The organism is Actinomadura syzygii (genome assembly GCF_008085905.1).
GTDB lineage: Bacteria > Actinomycetota > Actinomycetes > Streptosporangiales > Streptosporangiaceae > Spirillospora > Spirillospora syzygii.
In genome coordinates this window covers 47548-68790 of the sequence record NZ_VSFF01000007.1, presented here as the reverse complement: position 1 = coordinate 68790, position 21243 = coordinate 47548, and the positions used below count along the sequence as shown (strand labels likewise).

General features: G+C 72.1%; 18 protein-coding genes and 1 pseudogene. 9 read left to right on the top strand and 10 right to left on the bottom strand.

What is annotated here, in order from left to right; genetic code table 11:
• Positions 1 to 9: 9 nt before the first annotated feature.
• Both FXF65_RS18220 and FXF65_RS18215 read right to left on the bottom strand, forming a co-directional pair.
• The gene (locus FXF65_RS18220; RefSeq protein WP_148351179.1) at positions 10 to 1188 is read right to left on the bottom strand and encodes a C40 family peptidase; all 1179 of its coding nucleotides are present in this window, start codon (positions 1186 to 1188) and stop codon (positions 10 to 12) included.
• Positions 1189 to 1401: 213 nt separating this feature from the next.
• Positions 1402 to 3410, bottom strand: a pseudogene (locus FXF65_RS18215) (thioredoxin domain-containing protein).
• 113 nt (positions 3411 to 3523) lie between these two features.
• Here FXF65_RS18215 and FXF65_RS18210 point away from each other — a divergent pair.
• Positions 3524 to 5107 (top strand): recombinase family protein, encoded by a 1584-nt coding sequence (locus FXF65_RS18210; protein ID WP_187412371.1) that lies wholly within the window; start codon positions 3524 to 3526, stop codon positions 5105 to 5107.
• Positions 5108 to 5113: 6 nt separating this feature from the next.
• On the opposite strand, the gene FXF65_RS18205 is transcribed toward FXF65_RS18210, so the two are convergent.
• Together FXF65_RS18205 and FXF65_RS18200 are read right to left on the bottom strand one after the other, a co-directional pair.
• A complete protein-coding gene (locus FXF65_RS18205) occupies positions 5114 to 6472 on the bottom strand; it encodes a dihydrolipoyl dehydrogenase family protein (protein ID WP_148351177.1) in 1359 nt (452 codons plus the stop codon).
• Positions 6465 to 7433, bottom strand: a complete 969-nt coding sequence (locus FXF65_RS18200) for a ribonuclease Z (RefSeq protein ID WP_148351176.1) — start codon at positions 7431 to 7433, stop codon at positions 6465 to 6467. The genes FXF65_RS18205 and FXF65_RS18200 overlap by 8 nt, the downstream gene beginning before the upstream one ends.
• Before the next feature lie 123 nt (positions 7434 to 7556).
• Here FXF65_RS18200 and FXF65_RS18195 point away from each other — a divergent pair, with 123 nt between their 5' ends.
• A complete protein-coding gene (locus FXF65_RS18195) occupies positions 7557 to 8033 on the top strand; it encodes a pyridoxamine 5'-phosphate oxidase family protein (protein ID WP_148351175.1) in 477 nt (158 codons plus the stop codon).
• A 4-nt stretch (positions 8034 to 8037) separates the two neighbouring features.
• Here the strand turns inward: FXF65_RS18195 and FXF65_RS18190 are convergent, their stop codons facing one another.
• From FXF65_RS18190 to mca, 4 genes are read right to left on the bottom strand one after another with little or no spacing between them, the layout of a single operon-like run.
• Positions 8038 to 8844, bottom strand: a complete 807-nt coding sequence (locus FXF65_RS18190; protein ID WP_148351174.1) for a tetratricopeptide repeat protein — start codon at positions 8842 to 8844, stop codon at positions 8038 to 8040.
• Positions 8845 to 8884: 40 nt separating this feature from the next.
• Positions 8885 to 10144 carry a low temperature requirement protein A gene (locus FXF65_RS18185; RefSeq protein ID WP_148351173.1) on the bottom strand — a complete coding sequence of 420 codons (1260 nt, stop codon included), beginning with the start codon at positions 10142 to 10144 and terminating at the stop codon, positions 8885 to 8887.
• A 39-nt stretch (positions 10145 to 10183) separates the two neighbouring features.
• Positions 10184 to 10471, bottom strand: a complete 288-nt coding sequence (locus FXF65_RS18180) for a hypothetical protein (protein WP_148351172.1) — start codon at positions 10469 to 10471, stop codon at positions 10184 to 10186.
• Positions 10471 to 11337 carry a mycothiol conjugate amidase Mca gene (gene mca / locus FXF65_RS18175; RefSeq protein ID WP_148351558.1) on the bottom strand — a complete coding sequence of 289 codons (867 nt, stop codon included), beginning with the start codon at positions 11335 to 11337 and terminating at the stop codon, positions 10471 to 10473. Before mca ends, FXF65_RS18180 begins: the two co-directional genes overlap by 1 nt.
• A gap of 175 nt (positions 11338 to 11512) precedes the next feature.
• Here mca and FXF65_RS18170 point away from each other — a divergent pair, with 175 nt between their 5' ends.
• Both FXF65_RS18170 and greA read left to right on the top strand, forming a co-directional pair.
• Positions 11513 to 11908 (top strand): DUF4307 domain-containing protein, encoded by a 396-nt coding sequence (locus FXF65_RS18170; protein ID WP_148351171.1) that lies wholly within the window; start codon positions 11513 to 11515, stop codon positions 11906 to 11908.
• Positions 11909 to 12108: 200 nt separating this feature from the next.
• The gene (gene greA / locus FXF65_RS18165; RefSeq protein ID WP_148351170.1) at positions 12109 to 12609 is read left to right on the top strand and encodes a transcription elongation factor GreA; all 501 of its coding nucleotides are present in this window, start codon (positions 12109 to 12111) and stop codon (positions 12607 to 12609) included.
• Positions 12610 to 12729: 120 nt separating this feature from the next.
• Here greA and FXF65_RS18160 read toward each other — a convergent pair whose 3' ends face one another.
• Positions 12730 to 13224: an Lrp/AsnC family transcriptional regulator gene (locus tag FXF65_RS18160; protein WP_148351169.1), complete on the bottom strand. Its 495-nt coding sequence runs from the start codon at positions 13222 to 13224 to the stop codon at positions 12730 to 12732.
• Between the two features lie 146 nt (positions 13225 to 13370).
• Here FXF65_RS18160 and hppD point away from each other — a divergent pair, with 146 nt between their 5' ends.
• The 5 genes from hppD (at position 13371) to FXF65_RS18130 (ending at position 19950) form a co-directional block, all read left to right on the top strand.
• Positions 13371 to 14462, top strand: a complete 1092-nt coding sequence (gene hppD, locus FXF65_RS18155; RefSeq protein WP_148351168.1) for a 4-hydroxyphenylpyruvate dioxygenase — start codon at positions 13371 to 13373, stop codon at positions 14460 to 14462.
• Positions 14463 to 14583: 121 nt separating this feature from the next.
• A complete protein-coding gene (locus FXF65_RS43805) occupies positions 14584 to 15600 on the top strand; it encodes an RDD family protein (RefSeq protein WP_187412370.1) in 1017 nt (338 codons plus the stop codon).
• 77 nt (positions 15601 to 15677) lie between these two features.
• On the top strand, positions 15678 to 16559 hold the full coding sequence (locus FXF65_RS18140; protein ID WP_148351167.1) for an RDD family protein: 882 nt from the start codon (positions 15678 to 15680) through the stop codon (positions 16557 to 16559).
• 57 nt (positions 16560 to 16616) lie between these two features.
• Complete coding sequence (locus tag FXF65_RS18135) at positions 16617 to 18215, top strand: M1 family metallopeptidase (protein WP_246198897.1); 1599 nt, start codon at positions 16617 to 16619, stop codon at positions 18213 to 18215.
• Between the two features lie 313 nt (positions 18216 to 18528).
• On the top strand, positions 18529 to 19950 hold the full coding sequence (locus tag FXF65_RS18130) for a M1 family metallopeptidase (RefSeq protein WP_148351166.1): 1422 nt from the start codon (positions 18529 to 18531) through the stop codon (positions 19948 to 19950).
• A 38-nt stretch (positions 19951 to 19988) separates the two neighbouring features.
• Here FXF65_RS18130 and ilvA read toward each other — a convergent pair whose 3' ends face one another.
• The gene (gene ilvA, locus FXF65_RS18125) at positions 19989 to 21212 is read right to left on the bottom strand and encodes a threonine ammonia-lyase (protein WP_148351165.1); all 1224 of its coding nucleotides are present in this window, start codon (positions 21210 to 21212) and stop codon (positions 19989 to 19991) included.
• Between the last annotated feature and the right edge of the window lie 31 nt (positions 21213 to 21243).

Sequence of the window (21243 nt, the reverse complement as noted above, 5' to 3'; positions counted from 1 at the left end):
CCAACCGGCTCATCCCGCCAGCGTGTTGGCCAGCTTGGGGCTGACCCGGACGGCGCCGCGCATGTTGCGCGTGTAGACGTTCTGGACCTGCACGACCGTCCCCCTGCGCGGCGCGGCGATCATCTTGCCGTTGCCGAGGTAGAGGGCGATGTGCGAGATGTAGCCGGGCGCGGTCGGGTCGTTCGCCCAGATCAGCATGTCGCCGGGCCGGGCCTTGGCGTAGGGGATGACCCAGCCGGTGCGCGCCTGGTCGGCGGCGACGCGCGGCAGCCTGATGCCCGCCCGCGCGAACGCGAACTGCATGAGCCCGGAGCAGTCGTAGCCGCCCTCGGCCTCGGACTCGCCGCCCCACACGTACGGCCAGCCGAGCCGCGTGTAGGCGGCGCGGATCACCGTCTGGATCTGGTGCGCGGTCATCACCTGGCCGTCGGCCCGCGGCACGTCGCCGCCGCCCTGCGGGACGTCGATCTCCGGGTTCACCTCGACGGCCTTCGCCTGCTTCGGCAGCGTCTTGCGGAGCTTCCTGACGAACGCCTTCGGCTCCGTCTTCGGGACGCTGATCAGCATCGCGTTGCCGCTCGGCATCCCGAGGATCTGCGCGGTGGTGTGCGAGATGACGGCGTCGACGTCGCCGATGCCCATCGTCGCGTACGCGCCGACGCGCAGCCGCGACGGGCTCCGCTTGCCGCCGACCGGGACCTGGCTGCCGAGCTCGACGCCGCCGTCGTTGCCCATCGTGAACGAGATCGCGACGTCGCCGGACGCCACGTTGCGCCACAGCGCGTCCGATTTGGCGGTGGGCTTCGGCGTGTAGTTCCGGAACGTGGACGGGTTGACGCCCATCAGCCCGACGCGCTTACCCGCGACCATGCCCTGCACGGCGTCGACGACCTCGACGCCCTGCACGCCCTTGGCCGCGCGGACCTTCTCGACGAAGTCGGCCGGAAGGGTGGACGGCGCGGCGACGAGCACGTGCGGCGTGAGCCGCTTGCCGAGCGGCGCGACGACCCCGGTCGGCAGCCCCGTGCTGCCGGACGCGGCCACGAACTGGGCGCGCCCGTCGGCCCGCGGCGAGGCCGCCGGACCGTCGCCCTCGCGCGCCACCAGCACGGCCACGTTCGCCGCGAGCGTGGTGAGCACCGAAACGCCGATGATCGTCGGCAGGACCCGGCGGTTCGGCTTTCCCACTGCTGCACTCCCTCGAAGGTCGTCCTGCCGCGGCGCGTCTTGACCGTCCTCGATACACGACTATGACTCACTCGGTCGGCCACCGTCCAGATACCCGGCGCACCACCCGTCACGCCCGTCCGCGACGCCCCGTTGGGTCAGCCCCGGCCCTACTACTGAGCGGTAACACCAAGCCCAGACGAGATCAACATCACGGTGCCATAAAATGGATTCTCAGTCCAATTGCCCACGTAGTTCGCGGCTCAGCTCCGCCGCGGACGTCACCGGCCGGCGGCACACGAACCCCTGGCACACGTACGCCGCCGGGACGCCGTCGACGAGCCCGCGCCCCTCCAGCAGCGGGACGCCCTCCGCGTCCGGCGGGCCGACGCTCACCACCGCGCCCGGCGCGACCGACATCAGCGCCGTCCGGTGCAGCGCCCGCGTCCGCTCGTCGGCCGGGTCGCCGATCACCGCGACCTCCACCGGGCCCGTCGCCCGCGCCTCCGCCACCGCGAGCCCCCACCCGGCGAACCTGGCGTGCTTGTCGGCGAGCTTCGCGGCCGGGGCGAGCGCCGCCTCCGCCGCCTGCCGGTGCCAGTCCGACGCGGTCAGCGCGGCGAACGACAGCAGCGCGCCCGCGGCGGCGAACTGCCCGGACGGCACCGCGTTGTCCGTCGGGTCCTGCGGACGGCGGAACAACCGCTCGGCGTCGTCGGCGGTGTCGTAGAAGCCGCCCTCGCCGTCCCCGAACCGTTCGAGGACGGTGTTCAGCAACTCCCCCGCCAGCCGCAGATGGTGCGGGTCGCCGGTGACGCCGTGCAGGGCGAGCAGGCCCTCGGCCACGTCGGCGTAGTCCTCCAGGACGCCCGCGTTCGCGCCCGCCGTCCCGCCCCGCGACGTCCGCGCGAGCCGCCCCTCGCTCAGGTGCACGTCGACCAGCAGCCGCACGACCTCCTCCGCCGCCCGGACGAGGTCGGGACGGTCGAACAGCGCCCCGCACTCCGCGAGCGCCGCGACGGCGAGACCGTTCCAGGCCGCGACCACCTTGTCGTCCCGCGCGGGAGGAATCCTGTGCGCGCGCGCCGCCAGCAGGGCCGTCCGGATCCGCTCGTACCGGTCGACGTCATCAGGGTCACGCAGAAGCTGGAGAACCGACGTTCCCCGCTCGAATGTGCCCGTCACCTTGAAAAGGGACTCCGCGTAGGCGCCGTCCTCGTCCCCGAGGACCTCGCGCAACTGTTGTGGCGTCCAGACGTAGTACTTGCCTTCGACGCCCTCACTGTCGGCGTCGAGCGCGGACGCGAGGCCGCCCTCGTCCGTCCGGAGGTCGCGGAGCATCCAGTCGCATGTCTCCAACGCGATCCGCCGCGCGAACGGCGTGCCGGACACCCGCCACCAATGCGCGTACACGCGGGCCAAAAGCGCGTTGTCGTAAAGCATCTTCTCGAAGTGCGGGACGACCCACCCCGCGTCCACCGAGTACCGCGCGAACCCGCCGCCGAGCTGGTCGTAGATGCCGCCCCTGGCCATCGCCTCCAGGGTGTGCCCGGCCATGGCGAGCGCCTCGTCGTCGCCCGTCCGGGCGTGGTGCCGCAGCAGGAACTCCAGCGCCATCGACGGCGGGAACTTAGGCGCGCCACCGAACCCGCCACGCGCAGCGTCATAGGACGCGGCGAGCGCCTGCACCGACTGCGCGAGCAACCCGTCGCCGGGCGCGGCCTCGCCCGCGAGCCCCGTCCCGCGCGACGTCAACGCCGCCACGACCTGCTGCCCCTGCCCGACGACCTCGTTCCGCTGCTCCGTCCAAGCCTTGTGGACGGCCTGCAACAACGCCCTGAACTGCGCACGCGGAAAATACGTCCCGCAGTAGAACGGATGCCCCTCCGGCGTCATGAACACCGTCATCGGCCACCCGCCCTGACCCGTCATGGCCTGGGTGGCCTCCATATAAACGGCATCGATATCCGGCCGCTCTTCCCGATCGACCTTGATATTGACAAACCGCTCATTCATCATCTGCGCCGTCTCGCCGTCCTCAAACGACTCATGCGCCATAACGTGACACCAGTGGGTAAGCGGAGCTACCAGTGGCAGGACGCGTACCCTACTGAGAGCAGTATGGGCACGTCCCGCCGCTGAGCCTCCGAGATCGCCTCCTCTCCCCATTCCCACCAGTCGACCGGATTGGTGGCGTGTTGAAGAAGATATGGCGACGTAGCCTGAGCCAGCCGATTCACGATCTCAGCCTTTCACATCCCACGAGCGCCCTTCACATCTCATCACTCAGCGCGAACTGTCGGACCCGGAACGTAGTCTCCGTGAGACGATCAGACCGACGGCACCGCGAGGCATGATGACCAGCTCGGCCGTACAGAACACCGCCCCCGACTCGGCGAACCGGATTCCCGCTCACCATCCCCTCAACCTGGTCGCTTACGCGCGGATCAGCGATGTTTCCGCCAAGCGGCGAACCCCCGACGTCGCACTCGGCGTCGAGGCTCAGCACCTGATCTGCGCCGCGATGGCACGCGACACGGGCGCTGTGGTGATCAAGCGCTACACCGACAACGACAGGTCGGCGAGCCGCGACGAACCGCGTCCCGGCTTCGAGGCCATGCTGGCCGACCTCCATCGCGGACGCACCGCTGACGACGAGCGCATCGACGGGGTCGTCACGGTGGACGTCGACCGGATCTACAAGACGCCCGTCCAGTGGGAGCGCTTCATCACCGCCTTCCGCGCCTTCCCGGCGCGCGGCTTCCTGGCCTGGCAGGGACCTCGGGACCTCTACGGCCCGGACGCCGACGAGTCGGGGCTGCAGGACGTCTCGGTGGCGTTGGGAGAGAACCGCAGGCGCAGCGACCGGACGAAGCGGTGGCACGCCTCCCAGGCCCGCCGGGGCGTCGCCCACACCGGCGGACGCTCCTTCGGCTACCGTCCCGTCGCGGGCGTCCCTGGCGCCATCGAGGTGGTGCCCGCGGAGGCCGCGGTGATCCGCGAAGCGGTGGCCGCTTGCGTCGCGGGCCAGTCCTTCTCGGCCATCACTCGGATCTTCGCGCGTTCAGGGCTCCCGACCAGGAACGGCGGCCCGTGGCGCACCCAGACGGTCAAGCAGATCATCTCCAGCCCGCGGCTGGCCGGGCTGCGCGTCCTCGACGACGAGATCGTCACCGACGAGGCCGGAGACCCGCTGCCGGGCCGGTGGGAGCCGATCATCACCCCGGCGGAATGGCAGGCGGTATGCCGTCGGTACGCGCCGCGCCGCAGGGCTCCAGGCGGGCGAAGCGCGGCAGGTGAGGGGCGAACGCCGCGCAAGTATCTGCTGTCGGGGTTCCTCCAGTGCGGCAACGAGGCGGACGGACGGCTCTGCAGATGCGTCCTGGCGGGTTGCGCCACCAAGGTGGGCCGGTCCAACTACCGCTATGCGTGCCGCCCGGCGAGCGACGGTGGCTGTGGAGGAAGCTCGGTACGGGGAGAGTGGATGGATCAGGAGGTGGCCGATCTGGTCCTCGGCGTTCTCGCCGGAGCGCCGCCGGATTCACTGAAGCAGGGCGAATGGGTCCGAGCACGTGAGTTCGAGGCCGTCAACGCGAGACTCGACGACCTGGAGGCCCGCCTGGACCGCGGCGACGTCGTCGGCGCGCTCTACGAGCAACGCCGTGCGAACCTCAAGGAGATCGTCCAAGACCTCGCCAAGGAGAAGGAAGCGCGGGAAGCCGTCGAAGCCTGTCTCTCCGACGACGCGGCCGAACGCCTCCGCCAGTGGCGGCTGTCTCCGGGCGAAGGCGGATACGACCTCCAGCAGCGGAGGGCGCTCGTGGCCCGAGTCCTGAGCTCCGTCCTCGTCTTCCCCGTGGGACGAGGACGGAGTCGGCAGCCGGGGCAGGGCTACCTGCCCGTCCTGGACAGAGGACTCGTGATGCCGGATCCGCCCTGACCGGCGTCAGCGGGCGAGGGCGGTGAGGGCGGGTTCTATGGCTCGGTGGAAGGTGGGGTAGGCGTAGATCATTTCGCGGAGGGAGGCGGTGGGGGTCTCGGTGTGGACGGCCACCGCGAGGAAGCCGAGCACCTCGCCGCCGGACGGGCCCGCGGCGGTGGCGCCGACCAGCGTTCCCCACTCGGTGTTCTCGACGAGCTTGACGAGGCCGTCGTTGCCGGTCTTGTGGATCCAGCCGCGCGTCGAATCGGGGATCGGGGAGACGGACGTGCAGACGGGCAGGTTCTGCTCGCGCGCCTGCGCCTCGGTGAGGCCCACGGAGCCGATCTCAGGGTCGGTGAAGGTGACGCGCGGCACGGCGCGGTAGACGGCGGGCGGGCCCTCCTCGCCGAGGATGTCCCGGACGGCGATCGCCGCCTGGTACATCGACACGTGCGTGAACGCGCCCATCCCGGTGATGTCGCCGATCGCCCACACGCCGTCGGCGGCGCGCATGTGGCCGTCGACGGAGATGCCCCGCGCGTTCTCGTCCAGGCCGACCGCGTCGAGCCCGAGGCCCTTGAGGTTCGATCGGCGGCCCGTCGCGACCAGGAGCCGGTCGCCGACGATGCCCTCGTCGCCGAGGCGGAGGGTGAACTCGCCGTTCTCGTAGGCGACGCCGGTCGCGGCCACCCCGGTGCGGACGCCGATGCCCTCGCGCTCGAACACGTCGCGGAGCAGCGCGCTGGACTCCGGCTCCTCGTTGGCGAGGAGCCGGTCGCCGTGCTCGACGATGGTGACGCGGCTGCCGAAGCGGGAGAACACCTGCGCCATCTCGACGCCGACGACGCCCCCGCCGAGGACGAGCAGCGACGCGGGCGGCTCCGTCGCCTGGACGGCCTCGCGGTTCGTCCAGTACGGGGTGCCGGCGAGCCCGTCGACGGGCGGCGCGGCGGGCGACGTGCCGGTGTTGAGGACGATCCCCCGCCGGGCCTGGAAGACCTGGCCGTCGACGGTGACCTCGCGGGGGCCGGTGACGCGGCCGTGTCCGCGGACGAGCCGGGCGCCCTTCCCGGTGAGCCGGTCGGCGGCGGCCTTGTCGTCCCAGCCGCCGGTCGCCTCGTCCCGGATCCGGGCCGCGACCGGCGCCCAGTCGGGATGGACCGACGCCTCGCCCGCCATCCCGGGGATGCGCCCGCCCTCCGCGAGGAGCCCGGCGGCCCGCACCATCATCTTCGTCGGGACGCAGGCGTAGTACGGGCACTCGCCCCCGACCAGCCGCGACTCGACGGCGACGACGGACAGGCCCGCCTCCGCCAGCCGTCCCGCCGCGTCCTCGCCGCCGGGGCCCAGACCGATCACCACGACATCGACTTCTTCAGCCATGGTCATCATCCTGCCCTGGTCCGCGACCGCTTAGGCGGCGCGGCGGCATCGGGATCCGGTCGAGGTCGTGGACGAGCGTGACCTCGCCGCCGAAGACCGCGGACGCCTCGTCGGCGAACCTGGGTTCGTCGTCCGTCCGGTACCGCTCGGAGAAGTGGGTCAGGACGAGGTGCCGGACGCCCGCGCCCGCCGCGACCTTCGCCGCCTGGGACGCGGTGAGGTGCCCGTAGTCGGCGGCGAGGGAGGCGTCGGCGTCGAGGAACGTCGACTCGATGACCAGCATGTCGACGCCGTCGGCGAGTTCCGCGACGGCGTCGCAGAGGCGGGTGTCCATGACGAACGCGACCTTCTGGCCGGGACGGCGCACGCTGCACTCGTCGAGCGTGACGGTGCGCCCGTTCGGGGTGAGGACGCGGCCGTCCCGCTGGAGCCGCCGCACCAGCGGCCCGCGCACGCCCCGCGCGGCCAGTTCGGCGGGCAGCATCGTGACGCCGTCCGGTTCCTCAAGCCGGTAGCCGTACGCCTCCACCGGGTGGGACAGGCGCATCGCGACCAGGGAGAACGGCGCGTCCCCGGTGTCGAGCGCCATCCGGTCCCCGGCGACGGGCTGCTCCCGGATCACGCCGGTGTCGTGGAAGGCGGCGGCGTGCCGCAGTCGCTCCCAGAACTGCGCGCCGCTCGCCGGGAACGCCGCGTCCACCGGGTGCGCGACGCCGTCGCGGGCGATGCGCTGGACGATGCCGGGCACCCCGAGGCAGTGGTCGCCGTGGAAGTGCGTCACGCAGATCCACGTCACGTCGGACGCCGACACCCCGGCCAGGGTCATCTGCCGCTGCGTCCCCTCGCCGGGGTCGAAGAGGAGGCCGTGGCCGTCCCAGCGCAGCAGGTAGCCGTTGTGGTTGCGGGCCCTGGTCGGCACCGCGCTGGCGGAGCCGAGGACGGTCAGATCTCGCGCGGACATCCCCCCATGGTGCCGCGTCCCGGACACGATCAAGCGCTTGGTTATGCTTTCCGCACCGTGCCCGGGTCAGGCCGGGTCGAGCCCGATACACGCCCGATCCATGCCCGATACGAGGAGGCCCCGTTGGCAGGCGGCAAGCGCGAGCAGATCAGGATGACGCCGGACGAGGTCGCGGCCTACCTGGCGGAGAGCTACAAGGTGCAGGTCGCGACCGTCGGCGGGGACGGGGCGCCGCACCTCGTCACGATGTTCTACGCGCTGCTGGACGGCAAGATCGCCTTCACCACCTACCGGGCGTCGCAGAAGGTGCTGAACCTGCGCCGGAACCCGGCCATGACCTGCCTGGTCGAGGACGGCGTCGAGTACGGCGAGCTGCGCGGCGTGTCCCTCTACGGGCGCGGCGTCGTCATCGACGACCCCGAGCCGAGGAACAAGGTCGGCATGGTGGTCGGCTCGCGGATGGCGGGGCTGCCCGTCCCGGAGATCGGCGAGCCCGTCGACCCGGTGGTCGCCGAGGGCATCGAGCGGGCGGTGGCCAAGCGCGTCCTCGTCGTGATGGAGCCCGACCGCGTCGTGAGCTGGGACCACCGCAAAGCCTGACCGCTCACGGCCCCTCCGCGGCGACCCGTTCGTACAGTTCGGCCGCGCGGTCGAGCGCCGCGCCTTCGGCGGCGCGGTCGCCGCGCTGGCGGGCGGCCTCGGCCAGGTGGACGAACATCCCGGCCTGCAAGTCGACGACGTCCTCCTTGCGCAGGATCTCCAGGGCCTGGCCGAAGAAGTTCGTCGCGGCGACGGGACGGTGCGCCCGCAGGTACGCCTCGCCCAGGCTGGCCAGCGCGCGGGCCCGGTTGTACTGGTCCGGTTCGGGGAGGGCGGCGAACTCGTCCGGGAGCAGGCCGAGCAGCTCGATGGCGCGGTCGAGGTCGCCCGTCCCGATCAGCGCGCGGGCGAGGTCGTGGCGGGCGAGGAGGGCGCCGTGCGGGTCGTCCTCGTGTTCGGCGGCGTCCAGGCGCTCCGCCAGTTCGTCGGCGGCCTCGGACCAGCGCTCCCGCTCCAGCAGCGCCAGCCCGTCCAGGTGGAGCCCGCCCTCGCCCGCGACGGAGAGGAGATGGTCGAGGACGCGCCGCAGCGCCGCCTCGCGCCCGGCCTCGGTCTCGTCCCGCTCGGCGCGCTCGCGGGCGAGGGCGCGGGCCGGGCCGGGAACCGCGTAGCGGCCGTCCGCGGACTCGGCTGCGAGGTCGCGGTCGGCGAGCGCGGCGAGCAGCGTCCGGGCCTCGTCCTCCGGCACGTCGGCGAGGGCGGCGGCCGCCGCCGGGCCGACGTCGCCGCCGGGCAGCACGCCCAGCAGCCGGAACAGCCGCGCCGCCGCCGGGGGCAGGCCCTGGAGGGAGTCCTCGAAGTTCGCGCGCACGGCGGAGATCCTCCCCGGCGGCGGCCGGGTCCAACCGGGGTCACCCGGTGACGAACGGCCCCGGCAGCGCGTTCATCCGGCGCAGCCGCCGGTAGGCGCGGACGTCCCAGAGCGCCAGCGCCACCACCACGGCGGACGCGCAGACGTGCAGGGCGAGCGGCGTGAACGCGTCGGTGAGCAGAGCGGGCCCGGCCAGCCCGGCGAGGACGAGGATCGAGACCACCCGGGCGCGCGTGAAGCCGCCGAAGACGACCCGCTTGAACAGCGCCTGCCCGGCGACGAACAGGGCCGGGCCGCCGAGCGCGACGACGGCGAACGCGGTGCCGAGGTGGCCGCCGGGGTGCGCCAGGACCTTCTCGTCCGCGACCGCGCCGACGATGATGCCCGCGACCATCACGATGTGGATGAAGGTGTAGGCGGAGCGTCCGAGGCGTCCGGGGTCGGGGGACGCGGCGATCTGCGCGGCGGAGGCCTCGGCGGTGTGGTCGAAGTAGATCCACCAGAGCGCGACGGTGCCGACGAACGCCGACACGAACCCGGCCGCGACCGCGCCGGACGGCGGGTGCCCGGCCAGCGTCGAGCCGGTGACCAGCACCGTCTCGCCGAGCGCGATGATCAGGAAGAGCTGGCAGCGCTCGGCCATGTGCGCGCCGTCGATCGTCCACTCGGCGGTGCTGGACCGGCCGAGCAGCGGCGTCGCGTACCCGTGCCACGGCGCGAGGTACTCCAGCGCCACGGCGAGCACCCACAGCCCCACGCGCGCCTCGTGCCCGTCGGCGAGCGCGCCGCCGATCCACAGCACCCCGGCGGCCACCTGCCAGAACAGGACCCGCTGGAAGTTCGGGCCGAGCCGGTGCCCCCAGGTGCACACGACGACGAACACCGTCCGGCCGACCTGGATCGCGACGTAGGCGGCGGCGAACCACAGCGCCTCGCCGCCGAACGCGCCGGGCAGCATCGCCGCCATGAACAGCCCGGCGATCATCACCGCGACCAGCATCAGCCGGACGGCCGGATGGTCGGGGCTGAACCAGTTCGTCGTCCAGCACGTGTACATCCACGCCCACCAGACGGCCAGCAGGAGCAGCAGCGTCTCGCCGGCGCCGCGCAGCGTGAGGTGCTCCAGCAGCAGGTGGGAGAGCTGTGTGATGGCGAAGACGAAGACGAGGTCGAAGAACAGCTCGAAGAACGTGACCCGCGCGCCCTGCTCGCCGCGCTCCCGCAGCACCGCGTCCGCCCTGTGCGGACGGGCCGGGCCCGGCGCCGTCACGGTCTTCGGGCGGTGCGCCGCCTCCGCCATGGGCGCCCCCGGTTCGTCAGCCGTCGAGTCGAGGCGGCGTCAGGCGCCGTCCCCGTCGCCGCCGTTCCTCGCGGCGTCGTCGATCTTAGCGGCCTTCCCGGCCGCGGCCTTCGCGGCTTCGGCGCGCTCCCACTCCTGCTGCTTCAGGTCGGCCTCGCTCGGCGCCTGGATCTTCTTGAGCTGCTTGCCCATCGAGCGGAACAGGAAGACCGTCGCGACGAGGAGGACGATGAAGACGCCGAAGCCGAGCAGGCCGGGGCTGACCGTGTCGTCGTTCAGCGGAAGCGCCACCAGGGGCGCGGCGAGGGGTACGGCGAGGGGAGGCATCAGAGACACACCTTCTCCCGGACGCCGGCGAACAGGTCGTCCTCCGGCAGTTCGGTGTCGACCAGGGACCTGGCCAAATGGTAGTCCTCGGTGGGCCATGCCTCGCGCTGGACGTCCATCGGGACGACGAACCAGAACCCGTTCGGGTCGATCTGGGTGGCGTGGGCGAGCAGGGCGCGGTCGCGGGTCTCGAAGTGGTCGGCGCACGGGACGCGCGTGGTGACCTCCCACTTGGCGCGCTCGCCGGTGTCGTCCTCGTCGAACCGCTTCATCCAGTCGGCGTAGGGCGACTCCAGGCCCGCGTTCTCCATCGCGGTGTGCAGGGCGACGACGCGCTCCTTGCTGAACGTCATGTGGTAGTAGAGCTTGAGCGGCTGCCAGGGCTCGCCGGTGCCGGGGTAGCGCTCCGGGTCGCCCGCCGCGTCGAACGCCTCGACCGAGACCTCGTGGCACTTGACGTGGTCGGGGTGGGGGTAGCCGCCCTTCTCGTCGTACGTGAGGATCACGTGCGGGCGGAACTCGCGGACGGCGCGCACCAGCGGCTCGGCGGCGGTCTCCAGCGGTTCGAGCGCGAAGCAGCCCTCCGGCAGCGGCGGCAGCGGGTCGCCCTCGGGGTAGCCGGAGTCGACGAAGCCGAGCCAGGACTGCCGGACGCCGAGGATCTCCCGGGCCCGCGCCATCTCCGCCTCGCGGACCTTGCCGATGTCGGCCTTGACCTCGGGACGGTCCATCGCCGGGTTGAGGATGTCGCCGCGCTCGCCGCCGGTGCACGTCACGACGAGGACCTCGACGCCCTCCGCGACGTACCGCGCCATCGTCGCGGCGCCCTTGCTGGACTCGTCGTCGGGGTGCGCGTGCACCGCCATGAGGCGCAGCGGCTCCTCGCCCCCGGCCGGCCTCCTCGTCGTTTCCTCGATCGCCTCGGACACCTGGGGATCTCCCTCTCCGGACTCGGTGAGCGGCCCCCGGTTCGAGGCACGCGACAACACAGACGAGAATTGTCCCTGACAACGTCCGAACACCGCACGGAGATTCCCCGCCATGACGACGAGCGTGCCGCAGGAAGCCGCGTCCGACCCCGCGCGCCCGGAGCCGCGCCGGGGACGCCTCGGACTGGTCGTCATCGGCGCGGTCGCCGCGCTCGCCGCGGGCGGTTTCGGCATCATCGCCGCCTACGCGGGGCAGACGCCGGGGATCGTCGCGCAGATGGTCAGCTACGACATCGCCGACGCCTTGGTGACGGTCAACTACACCGTCGCCAAGGGGAAGGACGACGCCGTCCGCTGCACCGTCGACGCCTACGACGAGAAGTTCGCGGTGCTGGACGAGCGGGAGGTCACCGTCCCGGCGGGCAGGTCGGGCGCCAAGGGGACGGAGACGCTGCACACGGCCCGCAGGGCGACCGGCGCGCGGATCCACGACTGCCGCACCGTGTAGCGGTCGGGTGTAACGGTCGGGCGTCCGATACGCCCCGTGAAGGCCGAAGTACGAATGGCGGATTGCAGACGCCGAGATCAGGGAACCTTTACCCGCAACCACCGGATAGGCTAGAGGTTTCACCCGGCCGCACTTCATGTCGATGTGACATCCGCCCAGGGAGCGGGCGGAGGATCGCTACATGTGGATGAGGAGTACCCGTGACCGAGACCCGCGCTGACAACGTCACCTGGCTGACCCAGGAGGCGTACGACCGGCTCAAGAACGAGCTGGAGCACCTGTCGGGCCCGGGCCGCATCGAGATCGCGCAGAAGATCGAGGCGGCGCGGGAGGAAGGCGACCTGCGCGAGAACGGCGGCTACCACGCGGCCAAGGAGGAACAGGGCAAGATCGAGGGCCGCATCCTGCAGCTGCAGGCCATCCTGGAGAACGCCCGCGTCGGCGAGGCGCCGCGCACCGAGGGCGTCGTCGGGCCGGGCATGACCGTCACGATCTCCTTCGAGGGCGACGACGAGGAGGTCACCTTCCTGCTCGCGTCCCGCGAGGAGGTCGGCGCCCCCATCGACGTCTACTCCCCCAAGTCGCCGCTGGGCGCGGCGATCAACGGCAAGAAGGTCGGCGAGAAGGCCACCTACAACCTGCCGAACGGACGCGGCATGACCGTCGAGATCCTCGACGCCACCCCGTACGGAGCCGGCTGACCGTTCATCGCTTCGGCCGGCGTCCCGCCGAGCCGGCCGCGCTGATCGCGGAACCGGGAACCGCCGGGCGGGCAGAGAACCCGCCCGGCGGCGCTGTGTCCGGGGCCGCCCTTATCCAGGTCAGCGGTCGCGCTGGGCGGCGACGGCGCGGACGAGCGGCAGCGTCCGGTACGGGACCTGGGTGGCCAGGGAGATCACCGACGACGCGCGCTCGACGCCCGCGACGTCCACGATGAGGTCGATGACGCGCTGCAGGTCGGTGTTGCTGCGCGCCACGACGCGGCACAGCATGTCGCCGGGCCCGGTGATGGTGTGCGCCTCGATCACCTCGGGCACCTGCGCGAGCCGCGCCGCCACCGGGTCGTGCCCGCTGTGCCCCTGCCCCAGGCTCTGGCGGAGCTGGAGCGTGACGAACGCCGTGACGCCGTAGCCGAGCGCCGCCGGGTCGATCTCCGGGCCCATGCCCGCGACGACGCCGTCCCGGGCCAGCCGGTCGAGCCGCGCCTGCACGGTCCCGCGCGCGACCTTCAGCCGCCGGGACGCCTCCAGGACGCCGATCCGCGGCTCGGCGGTGAAGAGCTCGATCAGCCGTCCGTCCAGCGCGTCGATCGGCATGCCGCCGCCCTCCCCCTCCGAAGCCGCCCGAACACATGGTCATGCTGTACAGAGCGACCGGTGAATACTGCCGTCCACTGTACAGATTGACCAGTGATTCAGATGACTCTTGCGCACCTTGTAGGCGATTGCGGAGATTGGGTGGCATGGATGAGTTTCCGGTCAAGGGCATGGACGCCGTCGTCTTCGCCGTCGGCAACGCCAAGCAGGCGGCGCACTACTACTCGACCGCGTTCGGCATGCGCAGGGTCGCCTACCGTGGCCCGGAGAACGGCAGTCCCGAGGAGGCCGTGCACGTCCTGGAGTCGGGCGGCGCCAGATTCGTGTTCCGGGGCCCGGTGAAGGCCGGCACGGAGATCGGACGGCACATCGCCGAGCACGGCGACGGCGTCGTCGACCTCGCGATCGAGGTCCCGGACGTCGAGCACGCCTACCGGCACGCACTCGCCAAGGGCGCGACGGGCCTGGAGGAGCCGCACGTCCTGGAGGACGACCACGGCAAGGTGACGATCGCGGCCATCGCCACCTACGGCGAGACCCGGCACACCCTGGTCGACCGCTCGAACTACACCGGCCCGTACCTCCCCGGGTTCGAGGCCGTCGACCCGATCGTCGAGCCGGTCGAGAAGCGCTACTTCCAGGCGGTCGACCACTGCGTCGGCAACGTCGAGCGCATGGACGAGTGGGCCGAGTACTACCACCGCGTCATGGGCTTCACCGACATGGCCGAGTTCGTCGGGGACGACATCGCGACCGAGTACTCGGCGCTCATGTCGAAGGTCGTCGCGGACGGCACCCGCAAGGTGAAGTTCCCGCTGAACGAGCCCGCCGAGAGCAAGCGCAAGTCGCAGATCGACGAGTACCTGGAGTTCTACGGCGGTCCTGGCGTCCAGCACATCGCGCTCGCGACGAACGACATCCTGTCCTCGGTCGACCGGATGCGGGCCGCGGGCGTCGAGTTCCTGGAGAGCCCCGACTCCTACTACGAGGACCCGGAGCTGCGCGAGCGCATCGGGCAGGTGCGCGTCCCGATCGAGGAGCTGCAGAAGCGCCGGATCCTGGTCGACCGGGACGAGGACGGCTACCTGCTGCAGATCTTCACCAAGCCCGTCCAGGACAGGCCGACCGTGTTCTTCGAGCTCATCGAGCGGCACGGCTCGCTGGGCTTCGGCAAGGGGAACTTCAAGGCCCTGTTCGAGGCGATCGAGCGGGAGCAGGAGCGCCGCGGCAACCTCTGATCCGCCGCACGCTCCCCCTTGAGCTCGGGGGGTCGCCCGGCCCTGGACGGCGCCATCGTCCAGGGCCGGACGTCCGTTCAAACCGCACCGGTCCCGCCCGTTTGACGGCACACTGTGGATCATGAGCGAACCGCCTGAGAACCCCCGGCCCGAGGGCGGCGGTTGGGCGTCCCCCGACCCGCAGTCCCCGGACGCCCCCGAGACCCCCTCCGCGGACGCGCCGACCGGCCCGCCCGCGATGCCGGAGCGCCCGCCGCCCTACGAGGGCACCTACGGCGCCCAGCCCGGCGCGGCCCCGCAACCCGGCGCGGCCCCGCAACCCGGCGCGGCCCCGCAGCCAGGTGCGGCCCCGCAGCCAGGTGCGGCCCCGCTGCCCGCCGCGCCCCCGATCGGCTACGGGCCGCCCGCTCCGCCCTCCGGTTACGCGCCGCCCGGTTACGGCCCGCCGCAGCCGGGATATCCCCCGCCCGGCTACGGCCACCCCGGGTACGGACCGCCCGGCTACGGACCGTCCGGCCAGGGCGGACCGCAGGACTTCGCCGCCGGACGCCTGCGCCGGCTCGTCGCCGGGATCCTGGACGGCGTCATCCTCGGCGTCTTCTCGACGCCCGCCTTCCTGCTCTCGATCCGCTGGGACAAGTGGGAGGACTCCATCTCGTCCGGCGAGCCGATCACCGACCCCCTGGACCTGTACAACATCCCGCGCATGATGGCCGCGTACGCGCTCGTGTTCCTGCTGGGCTTCGTGTACTTCACCGTCGCGCACGCGAGGTGGGGGCAGACGCTCGGGAAGCTGGCGCTCGGCATCAGGGTGGTGAAGGCGTCCGACCACTCCGCGGTGAGCTGGGGCCAGGCGGCCGGACGGGAGGCGTTCGTGTACGCCATCACGACGGGGTCGTCCATCCTCGGCGTGCTGACGCCCGCCCTCGGGATCCTCAGCTTCGTCGGCCTCCTCGACAACGCCTGGATCCTGTGGGACCCGCGCCGCCAGGCCGTCCACGACAAGATCGCCGGGACGGTCGTCGTGAAGGCGCCGGCGTGGGCGCCGAACCCGTACGCCCGCTCCGCGCAACCGGCGCAACCGCCCGCGCAACCACCGGCGCCGGCGGCGCCGCCGTCCGAGCCCGGCAACTCCTGATCATCCAGGGGTAAACATTCCGATCCTCCCGGACGCGGCGATGTTTGGAACCCTGCGCCACGGCCAATCCAACGGTCATGACGCAACCGCCGAACGACCCCGCGTCCGGGGGAGAGCCGGAAGACCGGCGGCCTGACGAGCAGCCGCCGCCCGACCGTCCGGGCCCGTACGGCGGACCGCCCTACGGCGGCGAGCAGCGGCAGCCGCCCGGCGGCCAACCGCCCTACGGCCAGGACCCCTACGGCGGCCAGGGTCAGCAACCGTACGGAGGCCGGCCCGGGTACGGCGGTCAACCCGGGTACGGAGAACAGCCGGGCCATGGCGGCCAACCCGGATACGGCGGCCAACCGGGGTACGGCGAGCAGCCCGGATACGGCGAGCAGCCGGGGTACGGGCAGCAGCAGCCGCCACCGCAGTACCCGAGGTATCCCGACCAGTCCGGCTACGGGCCGGGCATGGGCGGGTACGTCGATCCCGCCACCGAGGGGCTGGCGGGCCGCTGGGCGCGGCTGGGCGCGGCGATCGTCGACCTGATCCTGGTCGGCATCGTGTCCGGGCTGGTCTCGATCCCGTTCATCGACTGGAACCGCGTCTTCAACCCGGACTCCAACGACTCCTTCTTCAACGGCGCCCAGTCCGGCGCGAACGCGATCAGCGTCGTGCTGGGCTTCCTCTATTACTGGCTGATGCACGCGAGGTTCGGGCAGACGCTCGGCAAGATGCTGCTGCGCATCCGCGTCGTCCGGCAGGACGACCGGCAGGCGATCACCTCCGGCCAGGCCGCCGGACGCTCCGCCTTCTACAGCGTGCTCGGCGGCTTCTGCGGCTGCATAGGCCTGGTCGACGTCGCCTGGATCCTGTGGGACCGCCGCAAGCAGGCCCTGCACTGCAAGGTCGCCCGCACGATCGTCGTCAAGGCCGACCCGACCGCGCCCAACCCCTACGCCCACCGCCGCTGACGACGAACGGACACGTCCAGGTTGCGGGGTGGGGGTGGCACGGGCACGCTTGTCGGCGTGCATAAGGCCGGAAAGTCCCCCAGCCCGTCCCATCGTGGTGCGCGGCCCGTGTCCCGCCGCGTCGCGGGACTGGCCGCTCTCGCCGTCGCGGGGTCGCTGACCGCCGCCTGCCAGGTGACGCCGTTCGGCGACGACGACCCAGGGCCGTCCGGTCCGCCGCCCGAGGGGGCGGTGTCGGGTCCGGCGGGGCCGACCACGGCGGGCGACGACTACGTGCCGGGCGACGGGAACGGCGGGTACGACGTCCAGAACTACGCGCTGAAGCTGAAGATCACGCCGGACGGGCCGCAGCAGCTCGACGGCACCGCGACGATCACCGCGCTGGCGACCGAGCGGCTCGCCCGGTTCAACCTGGACCTGACCGGCCTGGACGTGTCGTCCATCACGGTGGACGGGGCGCCCGCGCGGCAGCAGCGCGGCGGCAGCGAGCTGGAGGTCACCCCGGCGAAGCCGCTGGAGAAGGGCGCGAAGTTCACCACGGTCGTCCAGTACGCGGGGACGCCGCGGCCGGTGACCGACTCGACGCTCGGCAAGTACGGCTGGATCCGCACCCCGGACGGCGTGTTCGTCGCGTGCCAGCCGAGCGGGGCGCACACCTGGTTCCCGAGCAACGACCATCCGAGCGACAAGGCGACGTTCGACTTCGAGATCACGGTGCCGCCGGGGCTGACGGCGATCGCGAACGGGGAGCCGGAGACGCCGCCGGCCGACACCGGCGGCGGCGGGCTCCCGCCGAACCTGCCCGGCTCGCCGCCGAACCCGCCGGGCACGCCGCCGAGCGAGTCGCCGGGGACGGGCCTGCCGTCCGTCGAGCCGGTGTCGCTGACGACGGACACGACGTCGAAGTGGCATGTCAAGGCGCCGATGGCGACGTACCTGGCGACGGTCGACGTCGGCCGGTTCGGCGTCCGGACGGGACGGACCCCGAGCGGCGTCCCGGTCATCACCGCCGTCGACCAGAGCCTCATGACCGTGAACATCGACCGGTTCCACAAGCTGAACTCCGACGTCACCGAGGAGTGGACGAAGCTGTTCGGCCCGTACCCGTTCTCCTCCACCGGCGGGCTGATCGACAACGCGGACGTGGGGTTCGCGCTGGAGGCGCAGACCCGGCCGGTGTACGGGGCGTTCGGATTGCAGCCGACGATCGTCGCGCACGAGCTGGCGCACCAGTGGTTCGGCGACAGCGTCAGCGTGACGAAGTGGCAGGACATCTGGCTGAACGAGGGCTTCGCCACCTACGCCGAGTGGCTGTGGGAGGAGAAGACCGGCGGCCGGAGCGTCAAGGAGCAGTTCGACGAGCGGTACCGGAGCGCGGGGGCGCGGGAGCTGTGGGACGTCCCGCCCGGCAACCCGGGGCGCAAGCAGATGTTCGGCCGCTCGGTGTACGACCGGGGCGGGATGACGCTGGTCGCGCTCCGCGACAAGGTCGGCGAGGACGTCTTCTACAAGATCCTCCAGACCTGGACGAAGGAGCGCAGGCACTCGGGCGCGACGACGCGGCAGTTCATCGCGACCGCCGACCAGGTCTCCGGCAAGAGCCTCGACGGGTTCTTCAACGACTGGCTGTACGAGCAGGGCCGCCCGTCCAGGTGAGGCCGCGGCGCGGAATCGGCCAAGCCCGCGGAAAGACCGGCGGGTCCCATGGCGGATGCCCGTAAAGGCCCGCGAGGCTGGGCCGGAACCGGGTCCCGCGGACGGACCAACCGCGCGAACGGCGTCCGACTGCCGGATCCGGCCATGGATTCCGTCCTTTTTCCGCCGATTTAAGACCAAACGGGGCTTGCCGGGGACGCGGGTCACGAGCAAGTCTTGATCACGGTCATGACAGCTGACCACGGCCGGCCGGGCCGGAAACCGGGGGCCGGACCGCCAACCGAGGACGACCGACGACCCGAGGACGAGGCCGATGAGCAGAACCCCCAGAGTCCTGGCCACCGTGGCGCTGAGCACCGCCGCGGTGCTCGCCGCCCCGGCGGCGCCCGCCGTCGCCGCCGCGCGGTTCACGCCCGGGGCGCCGGGCGCGGGCGACCCCTACTTCCCCGACATGGGCAACGGCGGCTACGACGTCGCGCACTACGACGTCGGGCTCAGGTACGACCCGGCGACGAAGGGCATCCAGGCCGTGACCAGGGTGAAGGCGCGGGCGACGCAGAACCTGTCCCGCTTCGACCTGGACTTCCTCGGCCCGCTGACGATCTCGTCCCTGAAGGTGGACGGGCGTAAGGCGTCCTACAGGCGGACGGGCGCGCAGGAGCTGGTCATCACCCCGCCGAGCGGGCTGCGCAAGAACCGGACGTTCACGGTGACGGTCGCGTACTCGGGCGTCCCGCAGACGGTGAACGACGACGCGCTCGGCACGTCCGGCTGGATCCCGACGGCGGACGGCGCCGTCATGCTCAACCAGCCGATCGGCGCGGCGACGGTGTTCCCGGTGAACGACCATCCGTCCGACAAGGCGACGTACTCGTTCACCCTGTCGGCGCCGAGCGGCCTCACCACGCTGGCCAACGGCGACCTGCGCGGCAGGTCGACGAAGGGCGGCTGGACGACGACCCGCTGGGACGTCCGCAACCCGATGGCGAGCGAGCTGTCGATGTTCGCCATCGGCAAGTACGACACCCTGTCCGGCCGGACGAAGGGCGGCGTGCCGAACCTCACGGCCACCGACCGCGTCCAGGGCGTGGCGGCGGGCGACGCGCAGAAGTTCCACGACCAGACCGGGCAGGTGACGGACTTCGAGGCGTCCCTGTACGGGCGCTACCCGTTCACCTCGACGGGCGGGATCGTGGTGAAGGCGGGCGTCGGCTACGCGCTGGAGACGCAGGGCCGTCCCGTGTACGACCTCGGACGCAGGCCGGGCAGCATCCCGAGCGGCGGGCTGCTCGCGCACGAGCTCGGCCACCAGTGGTTCGGCGACGCGGTGTCCCCCGCGCGCTGGTCCGACATCTGGCTGAACGAGGGCTTCGCGACGTACTCCGAGTGGCTGTACGCGGAGAAGTTCGAGGGCACGCCCGTGCAGAGCAGCTTCGACGACACGTACAAGGCGCCCGCCGACAGCGCGCTGTGGAAGGGCAAGGTCGCCGACCCGGGCCGCGACCACATCTTCGACGGGCTCGTGTACGACCGCGGCGCGATGGCCATCCACGCCCTGCGGAAGACGATCGGTGACAAGTCGTTCTACCGCCTGCTGCGCGAGTGGCCCGCCGCGCACCGGTACGGGAACGCTTCGACGGCGGACTTCGTCCGCTTCGCCGGACGGCTCTCGCACAGGAACGTGAACGGCTGGGCGAAGACCTGGCTGTACTCCGAGGGCAAGCCGAGCGTGTAGGCCCGACCGCCCTCGCGCTGGGCGAGCCGTGCGGGCGGCTAGCTCAGCGTGAGGGTGTAGCCCCGTTCGCGGAGGTGGCCGATGACGTCCTCGGAGTGGTCGGCGCCGCGCGTCTCCAGGTGCAGGAGCACCTCGGCCTCCTCGACGGGCAGCCGCGCCGCGACGCGCTCGTGCATCACGTCCAGGACGTTCACGCCCAGCTCGGCAAGCTCGCCGAGCAGCGTCATCAGCGCGCCCGGACGGTCCTTCAACCGGCACCGGACGACCAGGTACCGGCCCGCGCCCGCGAGGCCGTGCCGCAGCACCCGCGACAGCAGCAGCGGGTCGATGTTGCCGCCCGACAGCAGCACCACGACGGGCGGCTCGACCGCGTAGGCGTGCTCCAGCAGGGCCGCGACCCCGGCCGCTCCCGCGGGCTCGACGACCTGCTTGGCCCGTTCTAGGCACAGCAGCAGCGCCTGCGAGATGGACTCCTCGGTGACGGTGACGACCGCGTCGACCAGCTCGGTGAACATGGCGTAGGTGAGGTCGCCGGGACGGCCGACCGCGATCCCGTCCGCCATCGTCCGCTCGATCTCGATCTGCGTCGGGCGGCCGGCCGCGAGCGAGGGCGGGAACGCCGCCGCCCGCTTGGCCTGCGCTCCGACGATCTTGACGCCGGGGCCGCCCGCGGCGAGCGCGACGCCCTTGGCGGCCGCCGCGACGCCCGCGAGCAGGCCGCCGCCGCCGACCGGGGTGACGATCGTGCGGGCGTCCGGGCACTGCTCCATGATCTCCAGCCCGATGGTGGCCTGGCCGGTGACGACGTCCGGGTGGTCGAAGGGGTGGATGAACACGGCGCCCGACTCGTCCGCGTGCTTCTGGGCGGCGACGAGGCAGTCGTCCACGGTCGGGCCGGGGAAGACGACTTCGGCGCCGTAGCCGCGGGTCGCGGCGATCTTGGGGAGCGGGGCGCCGACCGGCATGAACACGGTCGCCCGGCAGCCGAGCATGGACGCGGCGAGCGCGACGCCCTGCGCGTGGTTGCCCGCGCTGGCCGCGACGACGCCGCGGGCCCGCTCGGCCGCGCTCAGCCGGGAGATCCGCAGGAACGCGCCGCGGATCTTGAACGAGCCGGTGCGCTGCAGGTTCTCGCACTTGAGCAGGACGGGCCCGCCGATCTGCTCCGACAGCACCCGGGACGGGATCATCGGGGTCGGCACGACCACCTCGCGGAGCACGTCCCGGGCGGCGCGGACGTCCTCGACGGTGAGGGAGAGCATGCCTACGATCCTCGCACCCGCCAGGCGATCT

Excerpts from the sequence above, each read along its gene's own strand:
- FXF65_RS18170 (WP_148351171.1), top strand. The coding sequence starts at position 11,513 with ATGACGACGAGCGTGCCGCAGGAAGCCGCGTCCGACCCCGCGCGCCCG.
- FXF65_RS18205 (WP_148351177.1), bottom strand. The coding sequence starts at position 6,472 with ATGGCTGAAGAAGTCGATGTCGTGGTGATCGGTCTGGGCCCCGGCGGC.
- FXF65_RS18180 (WP_148351172.1), bottom strand. The coding sequence starts at position 10,471 with ATGCCTCCCCTCGCCGTACCCCTCGCCGCGCCCCTGGTGGCGCTTCCG.
- FXF65_RS18200 (WP_148351176.1), bottom strand. The coding sequence starts at position 7,433 with ATGTCCGCGCGAGATCTGACCGTCCTCGGCTCCGCCAGCGCGGTGCCG.
- FXF65_RS18130 (WP_148351166.1), top strand. The coding sequence starts at position 18,529 with ATGAGCAGAACCCCCAGAGTCCTGGCCACCGTGGCGCTGAGCACCGCC.
- mca (WP_148351558.1), bottom strand. The coding sequence starts at position 11,337 with ATGGCGGTGCACGCGCACCCCGACGACGAGTCCAGCAAGGGCGCCGCG.
- FXF65_RS18210 (WP_187412371.1), top strand. The coding sequence starts at position 3,524 with ATGACCAGCTCGGCCGTACAGAACACCGCCCCCGACTCGGCGAACCGG.
- FXF65_RS18160 (WP_148351169.1), bottom strand. The coding sequence starts at position 13,224 with ATGCCGATCGACGCGCTGGACGGACGGCTGATCGAGCTCTTCACCGCC.
- ilvA (WP_148351165.1), bottom strand. The coding sequence starts at position 21,212 with ATGCTCTCCCTCACCGTCGAGGACGTCCGCGCCGCCCGGGACGTGCTC.
- FXF65_RS43805 (WP_187412370.1), top strand. The coding sequence starts at position 14,584 with ATGAGCGAACCGCCTGAGAACCCCCGGCCCGAGGGCGGCGGTTGGGCG.
- FXF65_RS18185 (WP_148351173.1), bottom strand. The coding sequence starts at position 10,144 with ATGGCGGAGGCGGCGCACCGCCCGAAGACCGTGACGGCGCCGGGCCCG.
- FXF65_RS18140 (WP_148351167.1), top strand. The coding sequence starts at position 15,678 with ATGACGCAACCGCCGAACGACCCCGCGTCCGGGGGAGAGCCGGAAGAC.
- hppD (WP_148351168.1), top strand. The coding sequence starts at position 13,371 with ATGGATGAGTTTCCGGTCAAGGGCATGGACGCCGTCGTCTTCGCCGTC.